We start from the raw sequence: 24,513 nt of genomic DNA, 5'->3' as shown, positions 1-24,513 counted from the left end.
GGACCGGCGCGTCTACTCCGCCGCGGCGCGAACCTCGGCGCGCTCGGCCTTGACCGCGCAGAACTTGAATTCGGGAATCTTGCCGAACGGATCGAGCGCGGGGTTGGTCAACAGGTTGGCGGCGGCCTCCGCGTAGCAGAACGGCATGAACACCATGTTCTCCGGCACGTCACGGTCGGAGCGCACCTTGACCTCGACGGCGCCGCGCCGGGTTTGCAGACGCACCTTGTCGCCCGGCCAGACCTGCAGCTTCCGCATGTCCTTCGGCGACATGAATGCCACCGCCTCCGGCTCGATCTGGTCGAGCACCTGGGAGCGCCGCGTCATCGAGCCGGTGTGCCAGTGTTCGAGCACGCGCCCCGTGGAGAGCACCATCGGATATTCGCCGTCCGGCAACTCGTCCGGCGGCGAGACATTCGCCGGCACGATCCTGCCGCGGCCGCTCGCGGTCGGGAACCCGGTGGTGAAGATGATCTCGTTGCCGGGCTTGTCGGGGTCGTCGGCCGGATAGGTCACCGCACCCTCGCGCACCAGCCGCTCCCAGCTGATGTTGCGCAGCGACGGCATCACCTCCGTCATTTCGGTGAAGACGTCGGCCGGGCCGGCATAGTTCCAGGGCAGTCCCATGCGCTTGGCGATCTCCTGGATGATCCAGAGATCCTGCCGCGCGTCGCCCGGCGACTTGACCACCTCGCGCGCCAGTTGCACGCGACGGTCGGTGTTGGTGAAGGTGCCGGATTTCTCGGCGAACGCCGAGGCCGGCAGGATCACGTCGGCATGAAACGCGGTTTCGGTGACGAACAGATCCTGCACCACAAGATGATCGAGCCTGGCCAGCGCTCCGCGGGCGTGCTGCAGATCCGGGTCGGACATCGCCGGGTTTTCGCCCTCAATATACATGCCGGTGATTTCGCCGGCATGTATCGCGTTCATGATCTCGACCACGGTCAGCCCTCGCACGGGATCGAGGTCCTGGTGCCAGAGCCTTTCGAACGGTTCGCGCAGGTCGGTGCGGCCGACCGGCTGGTAATCCGGCAGGAACATCGGGATCAGGCCGGCGTCGGAAGCGCCCTGCACGTTGTTCTGGCCGCGCAGCGGATGCAGGCCGGTGCCCGGACGGCCGATCTGGCCGGTGATCAGCGCCAGCGCGATCAGGCAGCGCGAATTGTCGGTGCCGTGCACATGCTGGCTGATGCCCATGCCCCAGAAGATGAGGGAAGCGCGCGAGCGCGCATACATCCGCGCCACTTCGCGCAAGGTCTCGGCTGGAATGCCGCAGATCGGCTCCATCTTCTCCGGCGTGAATTCCTTGATGCGCTCCTTCAGCTCATCGAAGCCTTCGGTATAGCCGACGATATATTGTTCGTCGGTCAGGCCTTCGCTGATGATGGTGTTGAGCATCGCATTCAGCATCGCGACGTCGCTGCCGGGCTTGAACTGAAGGTGCTTGCAGGCGTGGCGCGACAGCGTCTGGCGGCGCGGATCCATCACGATCAGCCTGGCTCCGCGCTTGGCCGCGTTCTTGATGTAGGTCGCGGCGACCGGGTGGTTCACGGTCGGATTGGCGCCGATCACGATGATGACTTCGGCGTCCATGGCCGCCGCAAACGGCGCCGACACCGCGCCGGAGTTAAGGCCCTCCATCAAGGCCGCCACCGAGGAGGCGTGGCACAGCCGCGTACAGTGATCGACATTGTTGGAGCCGAAGCCGGTGCGCACCAGCTTCTGGAACAGATAGGCTTCCTCGTTGGACCCTTTGGCAGAGCCGAAACCGGCCAGCGCCTTGACGCCCTTGCCGTCGCGAATCCTGACGAGGCCGTTGGCGGCGAGATCAAGCGCCTCTTCCCAGGACGCTTCGCGGAAATGGGTGAAGGGATTGGCCGGATCAACCTGGTCGTTGGCGTCCTTCTTTGCATTCGGCAGCCGCACCAGCGGCTTGGTCAGGCGATGCGGGTGGTGGATGTAGTCAAATCCAAAACGGCCCTTGACGCAGAGCCGGTTGTGATTGGCCGGGCCGTCGCGGCCCTCGGCGTAAATGACCTTCTCGTCCTTGACCTGGTAGGTCATCTGACAGCCGACGCCGCAGAACGGGCACAGCGAATCGACCTTCCTGTCGGCATAGGTGACGCGGGTCTGGTTCTCGTCGAGCATCACCGCGGGCATCAGCGCACCGGTCGGACAGGCCTGCACGCATTCGCCGCAGGCGACGCAGGTCGATTCCCCCATCGGATCGTCGAAGTCGAACACGATCTTGGATTCATGGCTGCGATAGGCCATGCCGATCACGTCGTTGACCTGGACCTCGCGGCAGGCGCGCACGCACAAGCCGCACTGGATGCAGGCGTCGAGATTGACGCGCATCGCCGGATGGCTGGCGTCGCCTTCCCAGCGCTCCGCCGCGGGAAAGCGGCTTTCGGTGACGCCGGTTTTTTCAGCCCAGTGCCAGAATTTCGAATCGGGATCGTGCGAGGTTGCACGCGCCGGCTGGTCGGCGACCAAGAGCTCCATCACCATCTTCTGCGCCGAGACGGCGCGCGGGCTCGCCGATTTCACCTTCATGCCGACGCTCGGCGTGCGCTTGCAGGAAGCCGCCAGCACCCGCTCGCCCTCGATCTCGACCATGCAGGCGCGGCAATTGCCGTCGGGGCGGTAGTCCGGCTCCGGCGAATAACAGAGATGCGGAATCTCGCGGCCCTGGCGCTTTGCCACCTGCCAGATGGTCTCGCCGTTGACGGCTTCGACCTGCTGGCCGTCGAGTTCGAACTGAATCTTCATCATTCCGCCGCTTCCTTGAACTCGTCGGGGAAGTATTTAATGACCGTGGTGAGCGGATTCGAGGCCGCCTGGCCGAGGCCGCAGATCGATGCATCGCGCATCGCCTGGCTCAATTCGTCGAGCAGTTCACGGTTCCACACCGGCTTCTGCATCAACAGCGCCGCCTTCTGGGTGCCGACACGGCAGGGCGTGCACTGGCCGCAACTCTCGTCCTCGAAGAAGCGCATCAGGTTCAGCGCCGCGCCCTTCACGCTGTCCCGATCGGACAGGATCATGACCGCGGCGGAACCAATGAAGCAGCCGTATTTTTCCAAGGTGCCGAAATCGAGCGGAATATCGCCCATCGAGGCCGGCAGGATGCCGCCGGATGCGCCGCCCGGCAGGTAGGCGCGGAAGGTGTGGCCGTCGGCCATGCCGCCGCAATATTCGTCGATCAGCTCGCGCACGGTGATGCCGGCCGGTGCGAGCTTCATGCCGGGATTCTTCACCCGCCCCGACACCGAGAAGCTGCGCAGGCCCTGGCGGTCATGGCGGCCGTGGCCCTTCCACCACTCGGCGCCCTGCTCGACGATGTCGCGCACCCACCACAGCGTCTCGACATTGTTGATCAGCGTCGGCAAGCCGAACAGGCCGACCTGGAACGGATATGGCGGCTTGTGCCGCGGCAGGCCGCGCTTGCCCTCGATGCTCTCCAACAGCGAGGATTCCTCGCCGCAGATGTAAGCGCCGGCGCCGCGCCGCATGTGCAGCTTGGGGCCGCCTGGCGGCAGCCTTGCGATCTCGCGCGTCAGGATTTCGCGCGAGGCCGGGTATTCGTCGCGGATATAGATGTAGACCTCGGAGGCCTCGACGACATGCGCGCCGATCAGCATGCCCTCGATGAAGCGATGCGGGTCGGTCTCGAGGTAGTAGCGGTCCTTGAAGGTGCCGGGCTCGCCCTCGTCGCCGTTGATCGCCATCAGCCGCGGCCCGGGTTCGCCCAGCACCGCGCGCCATTTCCGCCCCGTGGGGAAGCCCGCGCCGCCGAGCCCGCGCAAGGACGCGTCGTCGAGCACCTTCAGCAAATCCTCTTTGGCCAGTTCGCCCGAGCGCAAACGCTTGAGCAGCTGGTAGCCGCCGCCGCCGAGATAGGCATCGTAGTCGACATATTTCGGCAGATGCGCGTGGGTGTCGCCGGCCTTGGCCGCTGCCAGCACTTTCGCAGCATCGGCGTGATCGACGAAGTGGTGGCCGACTTCGGCCGCGGGCGCGGTGTCGCAGCGGCCGACGCAGGGCGCGCGCACCACGCGAATGCCGGGGCCGGCCGATGTCTCCAGCTCATGCAGCAGTTTTTCCGCGCCCAGCATGGCGCAGGTCAGGGAATCGCAGACCCGGATGGTCAGCGGCGCGATATCCGGCTCGCCCTCCTTCACCACGTCGAAATGCGCGTAGAAAGTCGCGGTCTCGAACACCTCTGCAAACGACAGCTTCATCTCGTCGGCCAGCGCTGCCAGATGCGCTGCAGAAACCTTGCGATATTGGTCCTGGATGAGGTGCAGATGCTCGATCAACAGGTCGCGCCGGCGCGGCCGGTCGCCTAGCAAAAGCGCAATCTCTTCAGCGGCTTGGGGATCGACCTGGCGGCCCTTGGGGGTCGATTTGGCCCGTTTTCGTCCCGCGCCGGGATGTTCGAACGAGCGCACTGTCTGGACGTCATGACTCATTGAAACATCTCATTCCCGGTTTCCCCCGGTGGCAATCCTAATTCGTGGCATACCACATGCCAAGGAAAAAGAGCGCCATTCCGAGCTTCGCGCCCGATCAGAAGATCTTGACCGCGCTTTCCAAGGTTTTCCACACACCCCACGCCAGCGGAACCCCGACCAAGGCCCAGAACAGCGCGGCTTCAACGTCGAGCCCGCCTTTGCCTATGCCGAACGAGCCGGGCTGCGCCGCCGCCGCGCTCTTCGCACTCGCCGCCTGCAGCCTGGCGACTGCCTCGGCGCTCATGTGCCATTTGGCGTCGACCGGCTTGATCAAATAGTTGCAGACTAGGCCGACGATCAGCATCGCGCACAGGATGTACATGGTGGTGTTGTAGAGGTGATCGCGCGGCACGCCGGCGGCAAGCTGCGCCTCGCGGATATAGTTCACCACGACGGGACCGATGATGCCGGCGGTCGACCACGCCGTCAGCACCCGACCATGAATCGCACCGACGAACTGGGTGCCGAACATATCGGCGAGATAGGCCGGCACCGTGGCGAAGCCGCCGCCATACATCGACAGGATGATGCAGAAGGCGGCGACGAACAGCAGTATCGAGCCCATACTGGCGAAGGTCGGCGCCAGCGCGTAAAGCGCGATGCCGAGCAGGAAGAACGCGTAATAGGTATTCTTGCGGCCGATATAGTCCGACAGCGACGCCCAGAAGAACCGGCCGCCGATGTTGAACAGCGACAACAGGCCGGTGAAACCGGCCGCGATCACCGCGATGGCTGCCTTCTGCTCGGTCGAGAGGGCGTTGAAGCTGACGCCGGGCTGGTCGATCAGGGAGCCTGCGAAGATCTCCTGCAACATCGGCGAGGCCATGCCGATCACGCCGATGCCGGCCGACACGTTCATGCACAGCACGATCCAGACCATCCAGAACTGCCTGGTCTTGTGCGCGTCGTTGAGGTGGACGTTGTACTGCGAGATCATCGCATTGTCCTGGTGCGGCGGCGTCCAGCCGTCAGGACGCCAGCCGGGCGGCGGAATGCGATAGCGGAACGCGCCGATCGTCATGAAACAGAAATAGATCGCCGCCATGGCGACGAAGGTTTCCCAGGCGCCGACCGAGGCCGGGGTCCTGAAATAATTCATCAGGAGGTCGGCGAGCGGCGCCCCGATCATGGCGCCGCCGCCGAAACCCATGATCGCCATGCCGGTGGCCATGCCGCGGCGATCGGGAAACCACTTCACCAAAGTGGACACCGGGGAGATGTAGCCGATGCCGAGGCCGATGCCGCCGATCACGCCGGAGCCAAGCCACAACAGCCAGAGCTGATGCAGGTAGATGCCGAGAGCGCCGATCAAGAGGCCGCCAACCCAGCACAAAGCGGCGACGAAGCCGGCCTTGCGCGGGCCGGAGCGTTCGAGCCAGCCGCCCCAGATCGCAGCGGAGACCCCAAGCAGCACGAAGAACAGCGTGTACATCCAGCCCATGCTGGCGACGCGCCAGTCGCAGGTCGTCGTGAACAGCTCCTGCATCAGCGACATATCCGGGCAGGACTTCGGCGCGTCCACGCCGAGGGCACGCGACAGCGGCAGCCAGAACACGCTGAAGCCATAGGCCATGCCGATGCAGAGATGGATGCAGAGCGCCGCGGGCGGCACCAGCCAGCGGTTGAAGCCGGCGATCGCAATCGTCCGCTCGCGATCGAGAATGCCGACGCCGGGCAGCGCGCCCACCTGCTCGGCCTGGCTCACGCTCATCCAGCCTGCGCCCCGGCGCTATCGGTCTTCTCGATCAGAAACACGATGCGCCGTTCGGCGCGCTCGGTGATCTCGACCTTGTCGCCGGTTTCCCGGATCAGATTGGGGATATCGATCACCGACAGGGGATCGGTGCAAAGAACTTCCAGGAGGTCGCCCGGCTTAAGCGTCTTCAGCGCCTTGCGCGTCTTCAAGGCGGGCAGCGGACATTTTAGGCCGGTGAGGTCGAGTGTTGTCTGTGTCATGGGGCGAACATGGCGAAGCGAGGTCACATCGTCAACGGACAACGCCGGGCCAGCCGAGATTCAGATCAGGCTTGCATAACTGAGAAAGCCGACGGTCTGGCCCGGCTGAACCTGCGTGATCTCTTCGCCGAGTTCGACCAGTCCGTCGGTGTCGACCAGCGACGACAGCAGTCCCGCGCCTTCGCGCGGAAACTTTGCCGCTTCGAGCACGCCATTGTCGCCCTTGCGCAAGCTCACCCGGACATATTCACGGCGGCCGGCCTTCTTCTTGTAGGTGAAGGCGGCGCGCACCGGCATCGGAACCAGCGGCGCTTGCGCGGCGCCGGCCAGCGCCAGAATAGTCGGCCGCACCACATGGACGAAGGTGACGAAACTCGCCACCGGATTTCCCGGCAGCCCGATGAACGGCGTGCCGCCGATAATCCCCATCGCGACCGGACGGCCGGGCTTGATCGCCATCCGCCACAAGACCAGCGAGCCCGCGCTTTCGACGCTGGCCTTGACGTGATCCTCGTCGCCGGTCGAAACCCCGCCGGTGGTCAGGATCAGGTCGTGGGTGCCGGCCACCTTCTTCAGGCCGTCGGCCAGCGAGGCGCGATCGTCCCTGATGATGCCGAGATCGCCGACATCGCAGCCAAGCCGCGCCAGCATCGCCATCAGCATGAAGCGGTTGGAATCGAACAGCTGCGATGGCGCGCGCGGCATTCCCGGCGAAACGATTTCGTTGCCGGTCGAAAACACCGCGACGCGGATGCGCCTCATCACATCGATCTGGGTCAGGCCGAACGCAGCGGCGAGCGCGACATCCTGCGGCCGCAGCCGCCGGCCCGCCTTGAGCGCGGCAAAACCCAAAGCGATGTCTTCGCCGGCGGGGCGCACATTGGCGCCGGGTTTCAGGCCGGCCGGCAGCACCACCCTGCCCGCGTCGTCGATCCGCACATCTTCCTGCATGAACACGGTATCGGCGCCATCGGGCATCGGCGCGCCGGTGAAAATCCTGATGGCATGGCCCGGTGGAATCGCGTTCCCGGCGGAGGCGCCGGCCTGGATGCGGCCGGTCACGGCAAACGCCTGCTCCCCGGCTTGCGGCAGATCGCGGCCGCGCACCGCGTAGCCGTCGACGGCGGAGTTGGTGAACGGCGGCAGCGGCAGCGGCGCCGCAATGTCGCAAGCGAGTATCCGCCCGTCGGCTTGCGCGAGCGCAACGGTCTCGGTGTCGTGCACCGCCGTGACCCGCGCGGCGATGATCCCGACGGCCTCATCGACCGACATCATCGGCCCGCCGAAGGCAAAGCAATCGTCGGATAACTGCGCCATCTCGCCTTCTCAGGTTCTGCCGGCGCTGCGCGCCAGCACATCCTCGATCGGTATCGCGGACCCCTGCATCATAGCGGCAATGGCCGGGATGTCATCGAGATGGACTACCGGCAGCGTGGTTTCCACCGCCGCATCGGCGGCGATGCCGGCAATGCCGGGATCGTCGGGAAACAGCAACGGCTTGCCGTTGGCGGCGCGATGCACCTCGATCTTGCGATGCGGCTCGGACTTGAAACCCTCGACCACGACCAGATCGACCTGCGACAGTTTGGCTAGCAATTCCGGCAGCCGGGGCTCGGAGGCCCCCCGCAATTCATGCATCAGGGCCCAGCGCTTGCCGGAGGACACCAGCACTTCCGTCGCGCCCGACTGCCGGTGCACCCAGGAATCCTTGCCCGGAGTATCCACATCGAAACTGTGGTGGGCATGCTTGATGACGGAAACAAGCAGGCCCTGGCCGAGCAGATGGGGGATGACGCGGCTCAACAGCGTCGTCTTGCCGGCGCCGCTCCACCCGGCGAGCCCAATCACTTTCATCTTACTCTCCGGAACCCGCATCCCATCGTCATTGCGAGGAGCAAGGCGACGAAGCAATCCATACTTCCTTGGCTGGCTATGGATTGCTTCGCGGAGCCTGTCATCGGGCGCGCATTCGCGCGACCCGTTGGCTCGCAATGACGACATTGGCCGCATTTCGTTCATATCCTAAGATGCTTTATATCGGCTAGCAGCGAATGTCATGCTAGCCTCCCGGACCATGATGAAGATCGACAAGGCCCCTGTCCCCCTGATCGTCCCCGACCCGCACGACCCGCGGCTGACCGAGCGCGTCGCCGGGACCGACCAGACCGGGGCCGCGGTCGAGATCAACGTACCCGTCGAGCGGGCGCTGACGCTGTACCTGAACGCGCAGGAAATCGTCACCATGATGACGATCGGCGATTATCCGGAATATCTGGCGCTCGGCTATCTGCTCAATCAGAACATGCTGAAATACGACGACGTCGTCACCGAGGTCGAATATGACGACGACCTGCAGGTGGTGGTGGTGCGCACCGAGCATCACACCAATTTCGAACAGAAATTGAAGAAGCGCACGCAGACCTCGGGGTGCGCACAAGGAACGGCGTTCGGCGATCTGATGGAGGCGGTGGAAAGCGTCGCGCTGCCGCAAGCCGAACTGCGCACCTCCTGGCTCTACCAGATGACGCACGCGATCAACACCATGCCCTCGCTCTACCTCGAGGCCGGCGCGATCCATGGCTGCGTGCTTTGCAAGGAAGGCACGCCGGTCTGCTACACCGAGGATGTCGGCCGCCACAACGCGGTCGACAAGATCGCGGGCTGGATGTTCCGCCACGGCGTCGATCCCGCCGACAAGATCCTCTACACCACGGGCCGGCTGACTTCCGAAATGGTGATCAAGACGGTGCGGATGGGCATTCCGATCCTGGTCTCGCGTTCCGGCTTCACCGCCTGGGGCGTCGACCTGGCGCGGCAGGTCGGATTGACGCTGGTCGGCCGCGCGCGCGGCAAACGCTTCATCGCGCTGTCAGGCCAGGAGCGCATCGTCTACGACCAGAACCTCGCTTTCGTCGAGGAAGAGTCCGCGCGCCACAAGCGCAAGGGCGGCGAACGTGACGAGTAAGACCCCGGCGACGCCGGGCGTGCTGCTCGCCGGCGGGCTGGCGCGGCGGATGGGTGGCGGCGACAAGCCGATGCGCGAGATCGGCGGCCGCACCATTCTGGCGCGCGTGATCGCGCGATTGAAGCCGCAATGCGATGGCTTGATCCTCAACGCCAATGGCGATCCGGCACGGTTCGCCGGCTTCGGGCTGCCGGTCGTGCCCGACGGCGTTGCGGATTTTCCGGGACCGCTCGCCGGCATTTTGGCGGCGCTCGACTGGGCCGCGGCCAACCGGCCCGGGGTCGCGTGGGTGCTGAGCGCCGCCGCTGACTGCCCGTTCCTGCCGCGCGATTTGGTCGCGCGGTTGCATGCGGCGCGGATCGCGGGGAACGCGCAGCTCGCGGTCGCGGCCTCCGGCGGCCAGTCGCATCCGGTGATCGGCTTGTGGAGCGTCGACTTGCGCGAAGAGCTTCGCCACGCGCTGGTCGTCGAAGACATCCGCAAGATCGACCGCTGGACCGCGCGCTACAAACTCGCCACCGTGGAGTGGCCCATTGTGCCGCTCGATCCCTTCTTCAACGCCAATACCATGGACGACATCGCCGAAGCCGAGCGGCTGGCGGCGCTGGACGGGGGCTGATTCACCGCTGGCAGGGACCGAGATCATGACCATCAAGCCGGATTTGAACGGCCGCGTCGCGCTGGTGACGGGCGGATCGCGCGGCATCGGCGCGGCGATTGCGATGGCGCTTGCCGAAGCCGGCGCCGCGGTCGCGGTGAACTACCGGGAACGCGCGGCTGACGCCGACGCGGTGGCGGCCAGCATCAAGAGCAAGGGCGGCCGCGCGATCGCGGTCGCCGCCGACGTATCGCGGGCATCAGCCGTCGCCGAGATGGTCGATCACGCTGCCTTCGCGCTGGGCCCGATCGACATTCTCGTCAACAATGCCGGCATGGCGATCGTGCGCGGCATCGATGACCTGACCGAGGCCGACTTCGATGCGACCATCGCGGTCAACCTGAAGTCGGCGTTCCTCTGCACCCAGACCGTGCTGCCGGCGATGCGCGCGAAGAAATGGGGCCGCATCGTCAACATCTCGTCGGGGGCCGCGCGCGGCGCCGGCGCGATCGGGGTGCACTACAACGCCTCCAAGGCCGGCATGGAAGGGCTGACGCGCGGCTATGCGGCGCGGCTGGTCAAGGAAGGCATCACCGTCAATTCGGTGGCGCCGTCGCTGATCGAAACCGACATGATGAAGGGCCGCTCCGATCTCGCCGCCCGCATCCCGCTCGGCCGACTCGGGCAACCCGATGAAGTCGCGCAGGCGGTGCTGATGGTGCTCGGCAACGACTACATGACCGGACAGACGATTGTGCTGAACGGCGGCATGGCGTTTATTTGAGCGGGTTGTCAATTCTTCGTCGTCCCGGCCAAGCGAGCCTTGCGGGCGCGAGCCGGGATCCATACCGCGTGATCTATCGTTAGGGCGCTGCGTCAGACACCTTCCGCAACAACTACCGCCACGGCGTATGGGTCCCCGCGTTCGCGGGGACGACGTGTGTGGAGAGTGACGGCTAGGCCGGCCGGAATCCCGCGCGCACCAGCGCGGCGCGGCCTTCTTCCGACGCCAGCGCCTTCAGGAACGCCTGCACCGCCGGGCGCTGCTTGCGCGCCGTCACCAGCGCAAAATCATAATGCTCTTCGGAAAAGGGAATGAAGCCGAGGCCGGCGGCATGGGCGACCGGCGCAATCGTCATGCCCCAGTCGGCGCGATTCTGCGCCACCGCGGCGGCAACCGCGTTGTGCGAGCGCGGCTGGTTCCAGTAGCCGTCGGGCCTGATGTCACCGAGCAGCCGGTCGATCAGGATGCGCGTGCCCGCGCCCTGGTTGCGATTGACCATGATGCAGGCGGGGTCGACCAGCGCCGCGCGCACCGCGGCTTGCGCGCTCAGTTCCTCGAAGCGCTCGTCGCCCTTGCGGAACACGATGCCCTGCATCCGCCGCCAGCCCGGCACCAGTTCAAGGCCGTCGGCGAGATACGGCGTGTTGTAGCTCTCGGATTTTTCATCGAACAGATGAATGGGGGCAAAATCGCATTCGCCGCGCTTGGCCGCGGCGAGGCCGCCGAGGCTGCCGACCGCGATCGAACGCACGACGAGACCCGCGCGCGCCAGCGGCGCGGTGACGAGATCGAGCCCGGTGCAGTGGCTGCCGACGATGACGAGATCCGGCACCCGCACATGCGGCGTGAACAGCGTCACCTCGGCCTCGGTGCCGGCCGGCATCTGGTCGGCGAGCGCATCGATCTTCAGGAAACCGTCGGCCTGCGCGAACGAGGTGATCGCGCCGGAACCCTTGCCGGAGGGATAGGCGATCAGGCCGCTATCGCCCTCGACCAGCGACACCATGACGAATTCGGTACGGCCGAGTTCGGAGGCGATCCGCACCGGGACTTTGGCGGTGACCCTGGCATCGGAGCGCGGCGGCAGCCCCGCCATGCGGCGCAGTACCGGCACGATCATGTCGTGGAAGGTGAACATCGCCGAAGTCGGAAATCCCGGCAGGATCACCACCGGCTTGCCGTCGCAAACCGCGAGGCACAGCGGCTTGCCCGGTTTCAATGCGACGCCGTGCGCAATGATGCCAGGCTTGCCGAGCCGCGCGATAATGCGATGCGACAGATCGCCGGCGCCTTTCGAGGTGCCGCCGGAAAGCACCAGCATGTCGTTGGCCGCAAGCGCCTCGCGCATCGCGGCTTCGAGTTGTGCCTCGTCATCGGCGATGGCGCCGAGGAACACCGCCTCGCCGCCGTTCTCGTTCACCGCGGCCGTGACGATCGCGCCATTGGTGTCGTAGATCGCGGCCGGGCGCAGCGGCTTTCCCGGCTGCACCAGCTCGTCGCCGGTCGAGATCACAGCGACGCGAGGCGCCCGCGCGACCGACACCCGCGAAATCCCGCAGGCCGCCAGCATGCCGATCTCGCGCGAACCGATCAGGGTGCCGGCGCGCATCAAGGCTTCGCCGCGCGCGATGTCGGAGCCGGCATAGGACACGAATTGCCCGGGCGAAGCGGCGCGGCGGATCTCGATCGCGCGCGGGCCCGCGGGCTGGGTATGCTCGACCATGACGATGGCGTCGGCGCCGCGCGGCACCGGCCCGCCGGTCGCGATCGAGGTCGCGGTACCCGACAGCACCGGCCGCACAGGTACTGTGCCGCAGGCGATTGCTTCGTCATTCAGCATCAGGCGAACGGGAGTGGCTTCTCCCGCCAGCGCCAGATCGACAGAGCGAACCGCAAAACCGTCGACATTGGAACGGTCGAACGGCGGCACGTCGATCGGTGCCACGACATCCTCTGCCAGCGCACGGCCGAGCGCGTCCGCCAGCAGTTGTGATTCGGCAGGTACGGGGCGTGGAAACACCGCCGCCTCGAAACGAGCCAGCGCCTGTTCGCGCGACAGCACGGTCAGGAACTGGTCCTGATCGATCCCTTCGGGATTGTTCGGCAGCGGGGCCTTGGCGTTGCTCATACTGGGGCTCTTATCATTCCCGCAGCATATAAGCATCGACCGGCGCGCCCGCAGCAAAACCTTCGGCGCCGCCGGGCACCGCGAGCCAGGCTTCGGCGCGGGCGATGGCATCGAGCGACAGATCGCCCGCCGCCAGCGTCACCCAGACGCCCTGCTCTCGCCTTAGCAGCACGATTTCGGCGATGCCGACGCCGGAGGCGATCTTGCGCGCCAGCGGCAAATTGAACGTCTTGCGCGGCCGCCGCCCCGACAGCCGATCCAGCACGGGAAGCCCCAGCGTCCACCACGCCGCGAACGCCTGGTCCGGCGCACCGGGCAGCGCAACGACCGGCGTTTGGCCGATCCGGCCGACGGCGGAGGTGCGGCCGGGCTGCAGGGCGATGCCGTGCGCGATGAGTTTCCCGCGCTGCGCCAGCGCCGTCACGGTCGCATCGGTGCGGCCGACGCCGCTGCCGCCTGTCGTCAGCAGCAGATCGCAGCCTGCCTCGGCGGCGTCGAGCGCTTTGGCAATCGACCCCGCGTCGCGTCCCGCGGCCTCGACGGAGACGACATCGGCGCCGGCCTTGCGGGCGCTCTCCGCGATCAGTTGCGCCGTCACGGACCGGCCTGTCGCGGGAACATCGACGACGCGCAGGCGAGGCCGCCGCACCCTCAACTTCTCCATCCCGGCGGCGCGCGCGATCAGGAGATCGCGCGGCAGCACGCGCCGCCCGGCCTCGGCGACGGCGCTTCCTGCGGCGATGTCGCTGCCCGCCCTGCGCACCCCCTGCCCCGGTATCGCCTCCGAAAGCACCTGAACGAGCGGTCCCGCCTGATCTACCGAGTCGGAATCGAGCACACAGTCGCAAGCCTCAGGCAGAGAATCGCCGGCTTCGACCCAGACCGGCGGCGTCGCGAGCGGCAATGGCGAATAGGAGGACGCGCCGACGAGATCGCGGGCGCGCAAGGCCCAGCCGTCGCCGGCTGCGATGTCGTGCGGCGGCTGCGCTTGCAGCGGCGGCATGTCCGCGGCGATACAGCCGAGCGCATCGGCGAGCGGAAGATCGACAGGCGCAACCGGCGCAAGGCCATCGAGTAGCGCCGCGAGCGCGACGTCGAGCGGAGTGAGCGAGGCCGGCAGGCGCTGGGTCGGTATCATCAGGCGATGGTGGACCACTCATCGCCACCTTGGCAACCATCGCTCACCAAACTTGCGTCGTCCCGGCGTTCGCCGGGACGACATGATGGATTCGGCTCACTGTTGCGCTCAGCTCCCCTTCTTCTCCGCATTGGAGAAGAACAGTTGCTGGCCGTCGATCTTGTAGGCCGCGATCGCGGCCTGGCCTTCGGCCGAGACCAGCCAATCGACGAAGGCCTGGCCGAATTCCTTCTTTACCGAGGAAAATTTTTCGGGGTTCACCAGCATGACGCCATATTGGTTGAACAGCCGCCTGTCGCCTTCGACCGCGATCTCGAGCTCGCCGCGGTTCCTGAACGAGATCCAGGTGCCGCGGTCGGACAGCACATAGCCGTTCATGGCGCCGGCGGTATTGAGCGCCGGGCCCATGCCCTGCCCGATCTCGCGATACCAGGGGCCTTTGCTGGCCGCGATATCGATACCGGCCTGTTTCCAGAGCGCGAGTTCGGCGGAGTGGGTGCCGGATCTATCGCCGCGCGAAACGAACGGCGCGCTCTTGGCCTGGATCGCCTTCAGCCCTGCAACGATGTCCTTGGTGCCTTTGATTCCCGCCGGATCGCTCTTCGGGCCGATCAGCACGAAGTCGTTGTACATCACATCAAATCGCTTCACGCCGAAACCGTCGGCGATGAATTTCTCCTCCTGCGATTTGGCGTGGACGAACACCACGTCGGCATCGCCGCGCCGCGCGGTGTCGAGCGCCTGGCCGGTGCCCTGCGCGATCACCTTCACCTCGATGCCGGACTTGGCCTTGAAGATCGGCAGGAGATGGCCGAACAGCCCGGAATCCTGCGTCGACGTGGTCGAGGCCACCACGATCGAGCGATCCTGCGCCTGTGCCGGCGCGAGACTGGCGAGCGTGCCGAGCAAGATGGCCGAGGCGAATGAGGAAAAGCGAAACGTCATCGGGAACTCCTGTTGCGGAAAATCAGATCACGAGATCGCCGCGCAGGAATGCGGCGGCCTCCTGCGTCGTCGGGTGGTCGAGAAAGTCCGCGGCAGGGCCGCGCTCGCACAGCGCGCCGCGAACCATGAAAATCACCTCGCCGGCGAGCCGGCGCACCTGGCCGAGATCGTGCGACGCCATCACGATCTTGATGCCGGATTGCGCCGCCATCAGCACGATCTCCTCGACGCCGCGCGTCGCCGCCGGATCGAGGCTGGCGGTGGGCTCGTCGAGCAGCAGGATTTCGGGATCGCGCGCCAGGGCGCGGGCCAGCGCCAGCCGCTGCTGTTCGCCGCCGGAGAGCCGCCGCGCCGGGCGTTGCGCCAGATCGGCGAGCCCAACGCGTTCCAGCAATGCCGCGACACGCGCCGCGCGTTCCCTGCGTGGCGCGCCGGCCTGCGCCAGCGCATAGGCGACATTGGCCGCAGTGGTTCTGCGCAGCATGATCGGACGTTGAAACAGGATGGCGCGCCGCACCGGTTTGCTGTCGGTCCGGCCGCCCCAGGTGACGCGGCCTGCCGACGGCGCCGCCAGCCCCATACAGATCCGCAGCAGGGTGCTCTTGCCCGAGCCGTTCGGCCCGACGATCAGCGTCGGCGCGCCCGGCGTGATCGCGAGATTCAACCGGTCGAGGATGACGGTCGCGCCCGCCTGCAGCGTGACGCCATCGAGCACGAGGGGAAGATCGCTGGAGGGTGCGCGCATCGTCAGCCCACCTGCCGTTCCGACCAGACGCGCGTTCCCCAAGCGGCGGCGTTGATCGCCAGAACGATGGCGACCAGAACGAGCCCCAGTCCCATCGCCAGCGGCAGATTGCCCTTGGAAGTCTCCAACGCCACCGCCGTGGTCATGGTGCGGGTAAAGCCATCGATATTGCCGCCGACGATCATCACCGCGCCGACTTCGGCGGCGGCCCGGCCGAAACCCGCCAGCAGCGCCGTGAGCAGGCTGAATCGCGCATCCCACAACAAGGTCATCATGCGCCCCACAGGGCTGACGTCCATCGCCGTCAACTCGTCGCGATACTCGACCCAGAGATCCTCGATGGTCTGGCGCGCCAGCGCCGCGATGATCGGCACGATCAGGATGGTCTGGGCGATGATCATGGCGGTTGGCGTGAACAGGATGCCCATCGCCCCGAGCGGCCCGGAGCGCGACAGCAGCAGGTAAACCGCGAGCCCGACCACGACCGGCGGCAACCCCATCAGCGCATTGAGCAGCACCACCAGGACGGATCGTCCGGGAAAGCGGCTCAGGGCGAGCAGCGCGCCGAGCGGCATGCCGACGAGAGCGGCCAGCGCCACCGCGGACAGGCTGACGGCAAGCGAAAGCCTCACGATCGCGAACAGCGCGGCATCGCCGTTCAGGATCAGTTCCCAGGCGCTCAGCTGGTCGGACATCGCTCCCTCCACCCGCCTTGTTCCGCATCAATTCCGCTTATGTCAACTTATTGAGCAAAAGCAGAAATATGCATATAAATGCAGGATAGAGTTCTTGACCACCAGCGAGGCCGCCGACTATGTCCGGCTCGGAGAGCGCAAGCTTTACGAACTCGTGACTTCGGGCGCGATCCCCTGCAGCAAGGTGACCGGCAAGTGGCTGTTTCCGCGCCAGGAGCTGGATCTCTGGGTGCTTGCGGGACTGGCACGTCCCGCCGGCATGATCGCCGCGGACCCGCCGCCCATTGTCGGCGGCAGCCAGGACGATCTGCTGGGATGGACCTTGCGCGAATCCGGCTCCGGTCTGGCGTCGCTCACCGAGGGCACCGCGCGCGGCGTCGATCGCCTGCAGCGCGGCGAGGTGATCGCCGCGGCGGTGCATTTCCACAGCGATGACGTTACGGTCGAAGACGCCAATGTCGCGGCAGTGCGCGCAATGCCGGGGCTGCACGATGCCGTGCTGGTCGGACTGGCGCGGCGCGAACAGGGCCTGCTGGTTCCATCAGGTAATCCCAAACAACTGCACAGCCTGACGGACGTTGTTGCCGCGGGCGCGCAGATGGCCGTCCGGCAGCCCGGCGCGGGCGCGCAGATGCTGCTCGACGTGCTGCTGACGCGCGCCGGCGCCAGCCTCAAGGACCTGCGCCGGCTCGAGCCGCCATGTCTCACCGGCCCCGATCTCGCGGCCGCGATCCGCGCCGGCAGGGCCGACTGCGGCGTTGCCACCCGCGCCGCGGCGAAATCGGCGGGTCTCGATTTCGTCCCGCTGCTCTGGGAGAATTTCGACCTCCTGATGCGGCAACGCAGCTATTTCCGCCCCTCGATTCAGGCGCTGATCGATTTCATCAGGCAAAAGGGGCTGAAGCAGCGGGCCGCGGAACTCGGCGGATATGACCCTGCTCCCGCGGGCCAAATTCGCTTCGCCGCCTGAACTGCTGGTCGACGCGGACCTTCCAATAGTTGCAATTGCGACCAATTGGCGCTATCGAGCGCCGAAACAAGCAATGACGGCCAACGCGCCGAACGGTCATGGGAGGACCAGAGTGATTTCAGCCAGAACAATATCCATGCTCGGCGCATTCGCGACCGTGGTGCTGTCATCGGCACCGGCGGTGGCGCAGGTGTCGGACGACGTGGTCAAGATCGGCGTGCTCACCGACATGAACGGACCGGCATCGACGCCGACCGGCCAGGGCTCGGTGACCGCGGCGCAGATGGCGGTGGATGATTTCGGCGGCAAGGTGCTGGGCAAGCCGATCAGCGTGATCGTCGGCGACCATCAGCTCAAGCCGGATATCGGCGGCGCCATTGCGCGGCGCTGGTACGATGTCGACCAGGTCGACCTGATCGTGGACGTGCCGGTGTCGGCGGTGGGGCTGGCGGTGCAGAACATCGCCACCGAAAAGAAGAAGCTGCTGATCGTTCACTCCACCGGCACCGCCGACTTCCACGGCAAATTCTGCTCGCCCTATGCGATGCAGTGGGTGTTCGACACCCGTGCGCTCGCGGTCGGCACCGCGCAGGCGGTGGTGAAGCGCGGCGGCGACAGCTGGTTCTTTATCACCGACGACTACGCGTTCGGGCATTCGCTGGAGCGTGACGCCGCCAGCGTCGTCACCAAGAGCGGCGGCAAGGTGCTGGGATCGGTGCGCCCGCCGCTGGCGACGCCGGACCTGTCGTCCTTCGTGCTGCAGGCCCAGGCCTCGAAAGCCAAGATCATCGGCATCGCCGGCGGGCCGCCGAACAACATGAACGAGATCAAGACCGGCGCCGAGTTCGGCGTCTTCAAGGGCGGCCAGCAGATGGCGGCCTTGCTGGCGCTGATCACCGACATCCATTCGCTCGGCCTGCCGGCGGCGCAGGGCCTGTTGCTGACGACGTCGTTCTACTGGGACATGGACGACAAGACCCGCGAATGGTCGAAGCGCTACTTCGCCAAGATGAACCGGATGCCGACGATGTGGCAGGCCGGCGTCTATTCATCCGTGATGTATTACCTCAACGCCATCAAGGAGAGCGGCACCGACGAACCGCTCAAGGTGGCGGCGAAGATGCGCGAGAAGCCGATCGAGGATTTCTTTTCCCGCAACGGCAAGCTGCGCGAGGACAATCTGATGGTTCACGACCTCATGCTGGTCGAGGTCAAGAAGCCGGAAGAGTCGAAATATCCGTGGGACTACTACAAGATCCTGGCGAAGATCTCCGGACAGGAAGCGTTCGGCCCGCCCGATCCGGCCTGTTCGCTGGTGAAGAAGTGAGGTAGGCGAGCGGCGAGCAGGAAGTTCCCCGATTCGCTGCTCGCCATTCGCTATTCGCCCCTTACTTCGCCACCCGGATCTCGCGGAAAGCTGCCCATCCAACCCGGCATTGCCGGATCGCCGCCGCCCCTGTAAACGGTGGCGGCACCGTTGCGTGCCGCCCGCGGCGGCACTCCTGCGGCGGGGCCTGTAGCTCAATGGTTAGAGCCGGCCGCTCATAACGGTCTGGTTGCAGGTTCGAGTCCTGCCGGGCCCACCAAAGAAATCAGGCCTTTGCGGCATCAGTCAAAGCAGCTTTTTTCGAACCGCCTCAGCTACCGCCACAGAAACGATGCCTATTTGTTCACATCAATAGCGTAGGGTTGCAGCGAGGTTTGCTTGTCGCCTGCTACCAGAACGCAATCGTCCCCGACGAGCTTGGTCAAGATATGCCAATAGACTTGTCCCTCCGGACGGCTCGTAGAGTTCATAGAAGGAATCAACGATTCGACAACGCCGAAAGGCACGGCCCAAACACGTCCTGTATCCAGCGCGCTCAACACGAGATAGCCGTCGCTAGCCTCACTTAAGTATGCGCGCTGGCTATCATAGTAGCCGTACCAGTAAGATTGGTAATCGCGATCATACCTCTTCGATACAGAGATGACTGCGCGAACCTTGTCGTCCGCAGATTCGAATAAGGATCTTCGCCTGCGCGTTAGACGTATCCCGAGCTTCTCGGACAACCTGCCGGCGGCAATCTGTCGGGCGTCTTCAATGCCTGCGCTTGGCGGCGATGAGGGTTCGCGAGTCGGCGCCTCCAATTCCGACTTTGCGGCTTCTGTTACGATAGATTCATCTATCGGCACTGGTTCATCTGTATCCGCTCTCACTTCGAACATGAGATCAACAATGCCATCGATGCGGGTATACTCGATCGGCCGAAGCAATGATTTTATTCTGGTCACTACAGTCAAGGATTCCGCATTGACCTTGACTTGAAGTAGTCGAACCAAACTGGCGGCACCAATCATACGCATCGTCCAGGCGTGTTTGGACCCGCGGATTTGCGCTTCAAGCGCACCTGTCTCGTCCCGTCCCACGACGAACAGGACGGTGCTAGATTCGGCAATACGGCCAGCTTCGATCAATTCGTGTCGATAACGCTCCACCTGGTCGAGTGCAATAGTGTAGGTGTCCGTTGTCTTCACCTCAATGACTAGGTCAGTTCCGGCCCCGTCCTGCCAGATTCCGTCATAGCCGGTCGCGCCCCTGCGTCCTTGGTAGAGTCCGTTGACAACGCTGAAATCAAGCCGTCGGCCAATCTCATTCACGACGTCCTGAAGAACGAAACCGCTGTCTGGAAATCCCTTTCGAGCGATTCCTCCGGGCTCCCGTTCAAGACACTCCGCGACAAAGCGCTCCAGATCGTCTGCCTCCACCTCGGACAATAAGGTGCGCAACTCAGTTGAGCAGGCGGTACTGTCGAGCACCCGGCCATCTCCAGCCAAATTGACAATCTGCCGGAGGCTGAGCTTACGAACTTCGTCTGGCCGGTCGCGCCAGAGCGCAAGAAGCGGTCCGGCGACGTCGGGTTTTGCTGAGATGTTCATCGTTTTCTGGCTCGCCGTTCTCGCCCGACTTTAGTGGCAACCGGTATATTGGAAAACAACTCCCCTAAACTAACACCGAGAGAACGAGCTACCGCAAAAAGCGTCGTCAAGCTGGCATTGCGCTCACCGCGCTCCAAGAGCCCCACGTAATTGCGATGCAAGCCCGCACGCTCGGCCAGTTGCTCCTGGCTGAGCCCTACGCCTCGCCTAAGGCGTCGGATTTCGCGGCCCACGGCCTGGAGGTCTTGATTCCCTTCCATGGGAACAGCCTTGCTCCGCACGGACCTTTTCGCTACACACTGTCAGTGTGCATACTGGGGTTCGAGAAAGGATGGCTCCTTCAGAGGTCAAGCGTCCACCGAATTCTGCTGGGCCTCAACGACACCATCTGGCTGCGTGAAACAGATGCCGCTATTGGTAGAATAGATGACGAATCATGATCCAAAACCACCGGCTATCGGCTCCCTGATGGGCCGAGTGGCTGCGGCTATCGCTAGCCGCGGTCTTCCGGTTGGAGTTGCGGCGAAAATCATCGGTGTTGGCCTGCAGACCCTTCAAAACCATCTGGCTGGCGAGCACGTTCGAAGCGATTCGGCTCAAAAATATGAAAATTGGCTCACGGGTCGGACCCGAAGCCGCAATATTTTTGTGGTGTCGAAGAGCCGTCCTGATGAGGACGTTTATCAAGAAGACGAGCCATTTGCTCCGCTCACGCCACCCGCAAACCCTTGGCTCGTTGTTGATATTTTTTCAGGCTGTGGCGGTCTGAGCCTGGGATTTGACCTCCAGGGTGGCCGACGCCAATTTCGCACAATTCTGGCTATCGACAATCAGGCTGCACCCATAGAGGTATTAAATCGCAATGCCCAGTTGATGGGAGCTGGCGACCACCCGATTGGCCGTCAAGTCGATCTTACCGAGTTCATGAATGAAGCAGAGTTTCTTGCCTTCTTTATTCAGCACACCGCAGTCGTTACCGATGACAAGAGCTTACTCACAAGTCTGACGTCGTTAAATAATAGAGCGCTTCCCACGTTCTTTGCCGCGGTCGCTGCAGTCGATCACTCACTCATTAAGGAACTTGATGAAATCCGAGATGGTCTGGCGTGGCGCAACGCCTACGAACATCTCGACCGACAGTCGCTCAATCAGACATCGGTAGCGAGCTTTCACGACAAACTTCGGCTCCCGCGCCCCTCTCTCAGAACGGCCGTTTTACCGCGGCTTCTTTGGGAGCAAAACAGTGATATCGCGCCGGCTCACTCCCCCATCAAACCTGATCCCCTTTTCGTGGCGCACGCTAAACGAGAATGGGACCAAGAAGTTGCGAATCTCTCAGCCAAACGCCAAGCGTCCGGGCGCGGTCAGCTAAGCGCCTCGGCGCGGCGCGTTGGTGCTTTTGTCGCTTTCCTCGCCAGTAAAGGAATGGTGCCCGTCCGGGACGCTTGGATTAGATGGCGAGCTCGGCGCTTGACCGTTCGGACCAAACTGTTCAGCGACGAGCGCTTTGCCATGTCATTGCGTCGGCTATATGCGACGCACTGCCAAGTCACTGTGCTGGTTGGCGGCCCTCCGTGTCAAGGTTTCAGCCGAATCGGTCGAGGTAAGATCCGGAGCTTGCGCGATGCCCGCGTGCAAGTTCACGGGGACGCCGAGGCTGGCGATGCGCGGAACCTATTGTTCCTCCAATACGTAATGGTGCTGGGCGCTTTACGACCGAGTGTTTTTCTATTCGAGAATGTTCAGCACTTCCAGTCGACGGTGAAGGCGGACGGCGTTGAGTTCCAAGCTACCGAAGTGCTGGCTGAAGCCATTGCTAATATGTCGAATGGTGAAGTTACCTACGAGGTTTCTTCGAAGGTTTTAGATGCCTCTCGGCACGGCATACCTCAGACGCGACAGCGCTACTTCATGGCGGGGGTAATTCAGACAGAGGGGGTCGACGCAGCGGCACGCTACGCCGAAAGCTGCCTTTCACTTCGACGCTTACCTGAGGCCACACTTGCCCTCGCCTTAGCCGGCCTCCCCGAGCCCGAAATGGTCGGTGGCGTCATGACCGGCGGTGAGGCCATGAACACGTCCGCACCTGTAACAGGCCCAAGTTCCGACGTTCATCCGTACACAGGATGGATTCGCCAATCGATACCCACAACATCAATGGCCCCCGATTGCGTTGATGGCCACGCCGCTCGGTCGGCCCGCACTGATGACGCAACCTTCTTCTCCCTCATGGGTCCCGGCAAACGATGGATGGATTATCGAGCCGACGAAGCGCAAACGATAGATGAACTCGGAGCAGTGCTCGACGGATTTCTTGCACTTCCGGCCGCAGCTCTCAATGCAGCTGCACGGGCGGCTCGGAAGGTTGGACAGAAAATTCCCGAACGCGATGCTATAGCAGAGCTACGGGGACGGTTGAACGGAAGTCTGCCATTGCGGCTGCTTTTAGAACAAGCGAGCAGTAAGCTTGGCGCGCCCCACCACTTGCTCACCGAAGGCTACCTCGCGAAAAAAGACGGACACCATGGCGATTGGGTGGCTCGAATGGATGCTTCGCGGCCGTCGAAAACAATAGTTAGTCATATGGGGAAGGACACCTACGCTTACATACACCCAGCTGCACCGAGAACGATCTCCGTGCGGGAGGCCGCGCGCATTCAAAGTTTTCCAGATTGGTTTACTTTGCAGGAAACTGCATTGACCGATGGGTTTAAGATGATCGGCAATGCCGTACCGCCGATGCTTAGCTATGGAATAGCCAACAGAGTGGCTCGCGTTTTAAGCGCCATTGAATTGGGGCGAAGACAACCAGCCGCAGTTAGAAGAGGATAGCGACGTGGACGGGATTAGGCCGCGAGCACAGAAGCGTGCTGCCCCTCTGCTATGAAGTCGCACACAAGCTTCCTCAGATCGACACCGTCTGGCCCGTCGGAAATGAGCACCGATAATCGAATTCCCAGGAAATCCAGTGGGCGCTTAAGGCCCGAGACTGCGAAAGTTGAGCGACAAAGGGTTTGTGGGAATGTCTCCAATAGCGGGCAAACGATAAAACCCGCCTTGGCTTGGAGTGCTGCCATGTAAGTGGTCACCTGATATACGTCAGCTTCGCTGAAATGCAGCAGCCCTGACCGATCGAATATCGATTTCCACTTAGCGTCGCCTATTATTGTAGCCTCGGTCGCACCTTTCTGGCCGATTCGGAAGTCAGGCCGTAATCCTAATGAGCCGCCTCCTCCACTGATCGGATACAATAATTGGCCGCTGTTGCGTTGGAGCAAAAGCCCATGAGCACCGAGGCCTTCCCGGAGTACACGCCGCAATGCTGCCTCAAAGAGATCGTGCAACGTAAACAATACTGCGACGGCAGGCAGACTGCCGCCTAGCGCCGGATCTGGCCTCTGTTGCGAAAGAAAAATTCGGGCCAACGCAATTAGCGGACGCCAGCGGGTCTCCATCGATTTTAAAGTCAGGCGTTCCAGGTCTGCTTTTGTCGGCGTTATCTGAGCAATATGAAGAAGTGACTGCAGCAATTTCAGACATAGCGCGCGTGTGCGTAAGCTTCGTGTTTGAGTACAAAGTCGTTCAACTAACCATCGCACCACGCGCCCGACTGGATTGTCTTCTCGTAACGGCGCGTGACGCACGGTCAACTCGAAAGCTCTGCCGGGCCTCTGACGAACAACGTGACGAAGCTCCACTCTTCCGCGAACGGCCGTGGAAACTTCCTCACACACTTCATACCGCCGCGGCACTCCATCGCGAAGGTTGTCGGCGATCGTACGTGCCGCCCACGCAAAGATTATTTCCAGCAACCCACCTTCGCCGGCAGCGATGCTCGCATCGGACAGCACGGGCGCTTCTTCTTTACCAGCAAACCTTAAGAGACGGCCGAGGAACGCCGCACCATCTGAGCGAACGTCACCATCTGCTGTCTTGGGCAAAATTTCTACAATAACGTCTCCGACATCGACGACGCCCACTATGCCCCTCGCATACAAGCGTCGATCACGTGTTTCAAATACCCGCAGCCCAGCGCGCAGTCCCGCTCCCTCAAGGCGTTCGCGAGTACGCGCTGTATCAAGACCGCGCGGCAGGATAACCGGACCAAACTCATGTGCCGAGACTATCGGTACAGGTCTTCGCATTGCCG

Annotated in this window: 20 protein-coding genes and 1 tRNA gene; 7 read left to right on the top strand and 14 right to left on the bottom strand. The window is 63.8% G+C overall.

Annotated elements, in window-relative coordinates; all coding sequences use genetic code 11:
* Positions 1-12: 12 nt before the first annotated feature.
* The 6 genes from fdhF to mobB all read right to left on the bottom strand — a co-directional run bounded on the left by fdhF (position 13) and on the right by mobB (position 8,330).
* Positions 13-2,778, bottom strand: coding sequence for a formate dehydrogenase subunit alpha (fdhF, locus tag KMZ29_RS06410; protein WP_215622940.1), 2,766 nt, complete (start codon positions 2,776-2,778; stop codon positions 13-15).
* On the bottom strand, positions 2,775-4,478 hold the full coding sequence (locus KMZ29_RS06405; protein ID WP_215622939.1) for an NADH-ubiquinone oxidoreductase-F iron-sulfur binding region domain-containing protein: 1,704 nt from the start codon (positions 4,476-4,478) through the stop codon (positions 2,775-2,777). Before KMZ29_RS06405 ends, fdhF begins: the two co-directional genes overlap by 4 nt.
* Positions 4,479-4,575: 97 nt before the next feature.
* Positions 4,576-6,231 carry an OFA family MFS transporter gene (locus KMZ29_RS06400; protein ID WP_215622938.1) on the bottom strand — a complete coding sequence of 552 codons (1,656 nt, stop codon included), beginning with the start codon at positions 6,229-6,231 and terminating at the stop codon, positions 4,576-4,578.
* On the bottom strand, positions 6,228-6,476 hold the full coding sequence (locus KMZ29_RS06395; protein WP_215605219.1) for a sulfurtransferase TusA family protein: 249 nt from the start codon (positions 6,474-6,476) through the stop codon (positions 6,228-6,230). The genes KMZ29_RS06400 and KMZ29_RS06395 overlap by 4 nt, the downstream gene beginning before the upstream one ends.
* 60 nt (positions 6,477-6,536) lie before the next feature.
* Complete coding sequence (locus KMZ29_RS06390; RefSeq protein ID WP_215622937.1) at positions 6,537-7,793, bottom strand: molybdopterin molybdotransferase MoeA; 1,257 nt, start codon at positions 7,791-7,793, stop codon at positions 6,537-6,539.
* 9 nt (positions 7,794-7,802) lie between these two features.
* Complete coding sequence (gene mobB, locus KMZ29_RS06385; protein WP_215622936.1) at positions 7,803-8,330, bottom strand: molybdopterin-guanine dinucleotide biosynthesis protein B; 528 nt, start codon at positions 8,328-8,330, stop codon at positions 7,803-7,805.
* 220 nt (positions 8,331-8,550) lie between these two features.
* Between mobB and fdhD the strand changes: the two genes are divergently transcribed.
* From fdhD to KMZ29_RS06370, 3 genes are read left to right on the top strand one after another with little or no spacing between them, the layout of a single operon-like run.
* Complete coding sequence (fdhD, locus tag KMZ29_RS06380) at positions 8,551-9,441, top strand: formate dehydrogenase accessory sulfurtransferase FdhD (RefSeq protein WP_215606580.1); 891 nt, start codon at positions 8,551-8,553, stop codon at positions 9,439-9,441.
* Positions 9,442-9,490: 49 nt separating this feature from the next.
* Positions 9,491-10,060: a molybdenum cofactor guanylyltransferase MobA gene (mobA, locus tag KMZ29_RS06375; RefSeq protein ID WP_249779925.1), complete on the top strand. Its 570-nt coding sequence runs from the start codon at positions 9,491-9,493 to the stop codon at positions 10,058-10,060.
* Between the two features lie 25 nt (positions 10,061-10,085).
* Positions 10,086-10,823 (top strand): SDR family NAD(P)-dependent oxidoreductase, encoded by a 738-nt coding sequence (locus KMZ29_RS06370; protein WP_369810080.1) that lies wholly within the window; start codon positions 10,086-10,088, stop codon positions 10,821-10,823.
* Positions 10,824-10,995: 172 nt separating this feature from the next.
* Here the strand turns inward: KMZ29_RS06370 and KMZ29_RS06365 are convergent, their stop codons facing one another.
* The 5 genes from KMZ29_RS06365 to KMZ29_RS06345 form a co-directional block, all read right to left on the bottom strand.
* Positions 10,996-12,951, bottom strand: coding sequence for a molybdopterin biosynthesis protein (locus tag KMZ29_RS06365; protein WP_215622934.1), 1,956 nt, complete (start codon positions 12,949-12,951; stop codon positions 10,996-10,998).
* A 13-nt stretch (positions 12,952-12,964) separates the two neighbouring features.
* Entirely contained in the window at positions 12,965-14,089 is a 1,125-nt protein-coding gene (locus KMZ29_RS06360) for a molybdopterin-binding protein (protein WP_215624164.1), read from the bottom strand.
* A 108-nt stretch (positions 14,090-14,197) separates the two neighbouring features.
* On the bottom strand, positions 14,198-15,034 hold the full coding sequence (locus KMZ29_RS06355) for an ABC transporter substrate-binding protein (RefSeq protein ID WP_215622933.1): 837 nt from the start codon (positions 15,032-15,034) through the stop codon (positions 14,198-14,200).
* A gap of 22 nt (positions 15,035-15,056) precedes the next feature.
* A complete protein-coding gene (locus tag KMZ29_RS06350) occupies positions 15,057-15,779 on the bottom strand; it encodes an ABC transporter ATP-binding protein (protein WP_215622932.1) in 723 nt (240 codons plus the stop codon).
* A 2-nt stretch (positions 15,780-15,781) separates the two neighbouring features.
* Entirely contained in the window at positions 15,782-16,474 is a 693-nt protein-coding gene (locus tag KMZ29_RS06345; RefSeq protein ID WP_215622931.1) for an ABC transporter permease, read from the bottom strand.
* Between the two features lie 85 nt (positions 16,475-16,559).
* Between KMZ29_RS06345 and KMZ29_RS06340 the strand changes: the two genes are divergently transcribed.
* The 3 genes from KMZ29_RS06340 (at position 16,560) to KMZ29_RS06330 (ending at position 19,030) form a co-directional block, all read left to right on the top strand.
* The gene (locus KMZ29_RS06340) at positions 16,560-17,444 is read left to right on the top strand and encodes a substrate-binding domain-containing protein (RefSeq protein ID WP_215624163.1); all 885 of its coding nucleotides are present in this window, start codon (positions 16,560-16,562) and stop codon (positions 17,442-17,444) included.
* 136 nt (positions 17,445-17,580) lie between these two features.
* Positions 17,581-18,771 (top strand): ABC transporter substrate-binding protein, encoded by a 1,191-nt coding sequence (locus KMZ29_RS06335; RefSeq protein ID WP_215622930.1) that lies wholly within the window; start codon positions 17,581-17,583, stop codon positions 18,769-18,771.
* Positions 18,772-18,954: 183 nt separating this feature from the next.
* Positions 18,955-19,030 (top strand) — tRNA-Ile (locus KMZ29_RS06330).
* Positions 19,031-19,106: 76 nt separating this feature from the next.
* Here the strand turns inward: KMZ29_RS06330 and KMZ29_RS06325 are convergent.
* Positions 19,107-20,363, bottom strand: a complete 1,257-nt coding sequence (locus tag KMZ29_RS06325) for a hypothetical protein (protein WP_215622929.1) — start codon at positions 20,361-20,363, stop codon at positions 19,107-19,109.
* Entirely contained in the window at positions 20,360-20,623 is a 264-nt protein-coding gene (locus KMZ29_RS06320) for a helix-turn-helix domain-containing protein (protein WP_215622928.1), read from the bottom strand. Before KMZ29_RS06320 ends, KMZ29_RS06325 begins: the two co-directional genes overlap by 4 nt.
* Before the next feature lie 166 nt (positions 20,624-20,789).
* On the opposite strand from KMZ29_RS06320, the gene KMZ29_RS06315 reads away from it, so the two are divergent.
* Positions 20,790-23,195, top strand: a complete 2,406-nt coding sequence (locus KMZ29_RS06315) for a DNA cytosine methyltransferase (RefSeq protein WP_215622927.1) — start codon at positions 20,790-20,792, stop codon at positions 23,193-23,195.
* 14 nt (positions 23,196-23,209) lie between these two features.
* Here the strand turns inward: KMZ29_RS06315 and KMZ29_RS06310 are convergent, their stop codons facing one another.
* Positions 23,210-24,343, bottom strand: coding sequence for a 5-methylcytosine restriction system specificity protein McrC (locus tag KMZ29_RS06310; RefSeq protein ID WP_215622926.1), 1,134 nt, complete (start codon positions 24,341-24,343; stop codon positions 23,210-23,212).
* Positions 24,344-24,513: the final 170 nt, after the last annotated feature.

The sequence above is a fragment of the Bradyrhizobium sediminis genome (assembly GCF_018736085.1).
Lineage (GTDB): Bacteria > Pseudomonadota > Alphaproteobacteria > Rhizobiales > Xanthobacteraceae > Bradyrhizobium > Bradyrhizobium sediminis.
Note: the sequence above shows the minus strand (reverse complement) of the source record. Positions and strands in the feature narration are given on the sequence as shown.

Excerpts from the sequence above, each read along its gene's own strand:
- fdhF (WP_215622940.1), bottom strand. The coding sequence starts at position 2,778 with ATGATGAAGATTCAGTTCGAACTCGACGGCCAGCAGGTCGAAGCCGTC.
- KMZ29_RS06405 (WP_215622939.1), bottom strand. The coding sequence starts at position 4,478 with ATGAGTCATGACGTCCAGACAGTGCGCTCGTTCGAACATCCCGGCGCG.
- KMZ29_RS06400 (WP_215622938.1), bottom strand. The coding sequence starts at position 6,231 with ATGAGCGTGAGCCAGGCCGAGCAGGTGGGCGCGCTGCCCGGCGTCGGC.
- KMZ29_RS06395 (WP_215605219.1), bottom strand. The coding sequence starts at position 6,476 with ATGACACAGACAACACTCGACCTCACCGGCCTAAAATGTCCGCTGCCC.
- KMZ29_RS06390 (WP_215622937.1), bottom strand. The coding sequence starts at position 7,793 with ATGGCGCAGTTATCCGACGATTGCTTTGCCTTCGGCGGGCCGATGATG.
- mobB (WP_215622936.1), bottom strand. The coding sequence starts at position 8,330 with ATGAAAGTGATTGGGCTCGCCGGGTGGAGCGGCGCCGGCAAGACGACG.
- fdhD (WP_215606580.1), top strand. The coding sequence starts at position 8,551 with ATGATGAAGATCGACAAGGCCCCTGTCCCCCTGATCGTCCCCGACCCG.
- mobA (WP_249779925.1), top strand. The coding sequence starts at position 9,491 with ATGGGTGGCGGCGACAAGCCGATGCGCGAGATCGGCGGCCGCACCATT.
- KMZ29_RS06370 (WP_369810080.1), top strand. The coding sequence starts at position 10,086 with ATGACCATCAAGCCGGATTTGAACGGCCGCGTCGCGCTGGTGACGGGC.
- KMZ29_RS06365 (WP_215622934.1), bottom strand. The coding sequence starts at position 12,951 with ATGAGCAACGCCAAGGCCCCGCTGCCGAACAATCCCGAAGGGATCGAT.
- KMZ29_RS06360 (WP_215624164.1), bottom strand. The coding sequence starts at position 14,089 with ATGATACCGACCCAGCGCCTGCCGGCCTCGCTCACTCCGCTCGACGTC.
- KMZ29_RS06355 (WP_215622933.1), bottom strand. The coding sequence starts at position 15,034 with ATGACGTTTCGCTTTTCCTCATTCGCCTCGGCCATCTTGCTCGGCACG.
- KMZ29_RS06350 (WP_215622932.1), bottom strand. The coding sequence starts at position 15,779 with ATGCGCGCACCCTCCAGCGATCTTCCCCTCGTGCTCGATGGCGTCACG.
- KMZ29_RS06345 (WP_215622931.1), bottom strand. The coding sequence starts at position 16,474 with ATGTCCGACCAGCTGAGCGCCTGGGAACTGATCCTGAACGGCGATGCC.
- KMZ29_RS06335 (WP_215622930.1), top strand. The coding sequence starts at position 17,581 with ATGCTCGGCGCATTCGCGACCGTGGTGCTGTCATCGGCACCGGCGGTG.
- KMZ29_RS06325 (WP_215622929.1), bottom strand. The coding sequence starts at position 20,363 with ATGAACATCTCAGCAAAACCCGACGTCGCCGGACCGCTTCTTGCGCTC.
- KMZ29_RS06320 (WP_215622928.1), bottom strand. The coding sequence starts at position 20,623 with ATGGAAGGGAATCAAGACCTCCAGGCCGTGGGCCGCGAAATCCGACGC.
- KMZ29_RS06315 (WP_215622927.1), top strand. The coding sequence starts at position 20,790 with ATGACGAATCATGATCCAAAACCACCGGCTATCGGCTCCCTGATGGGC.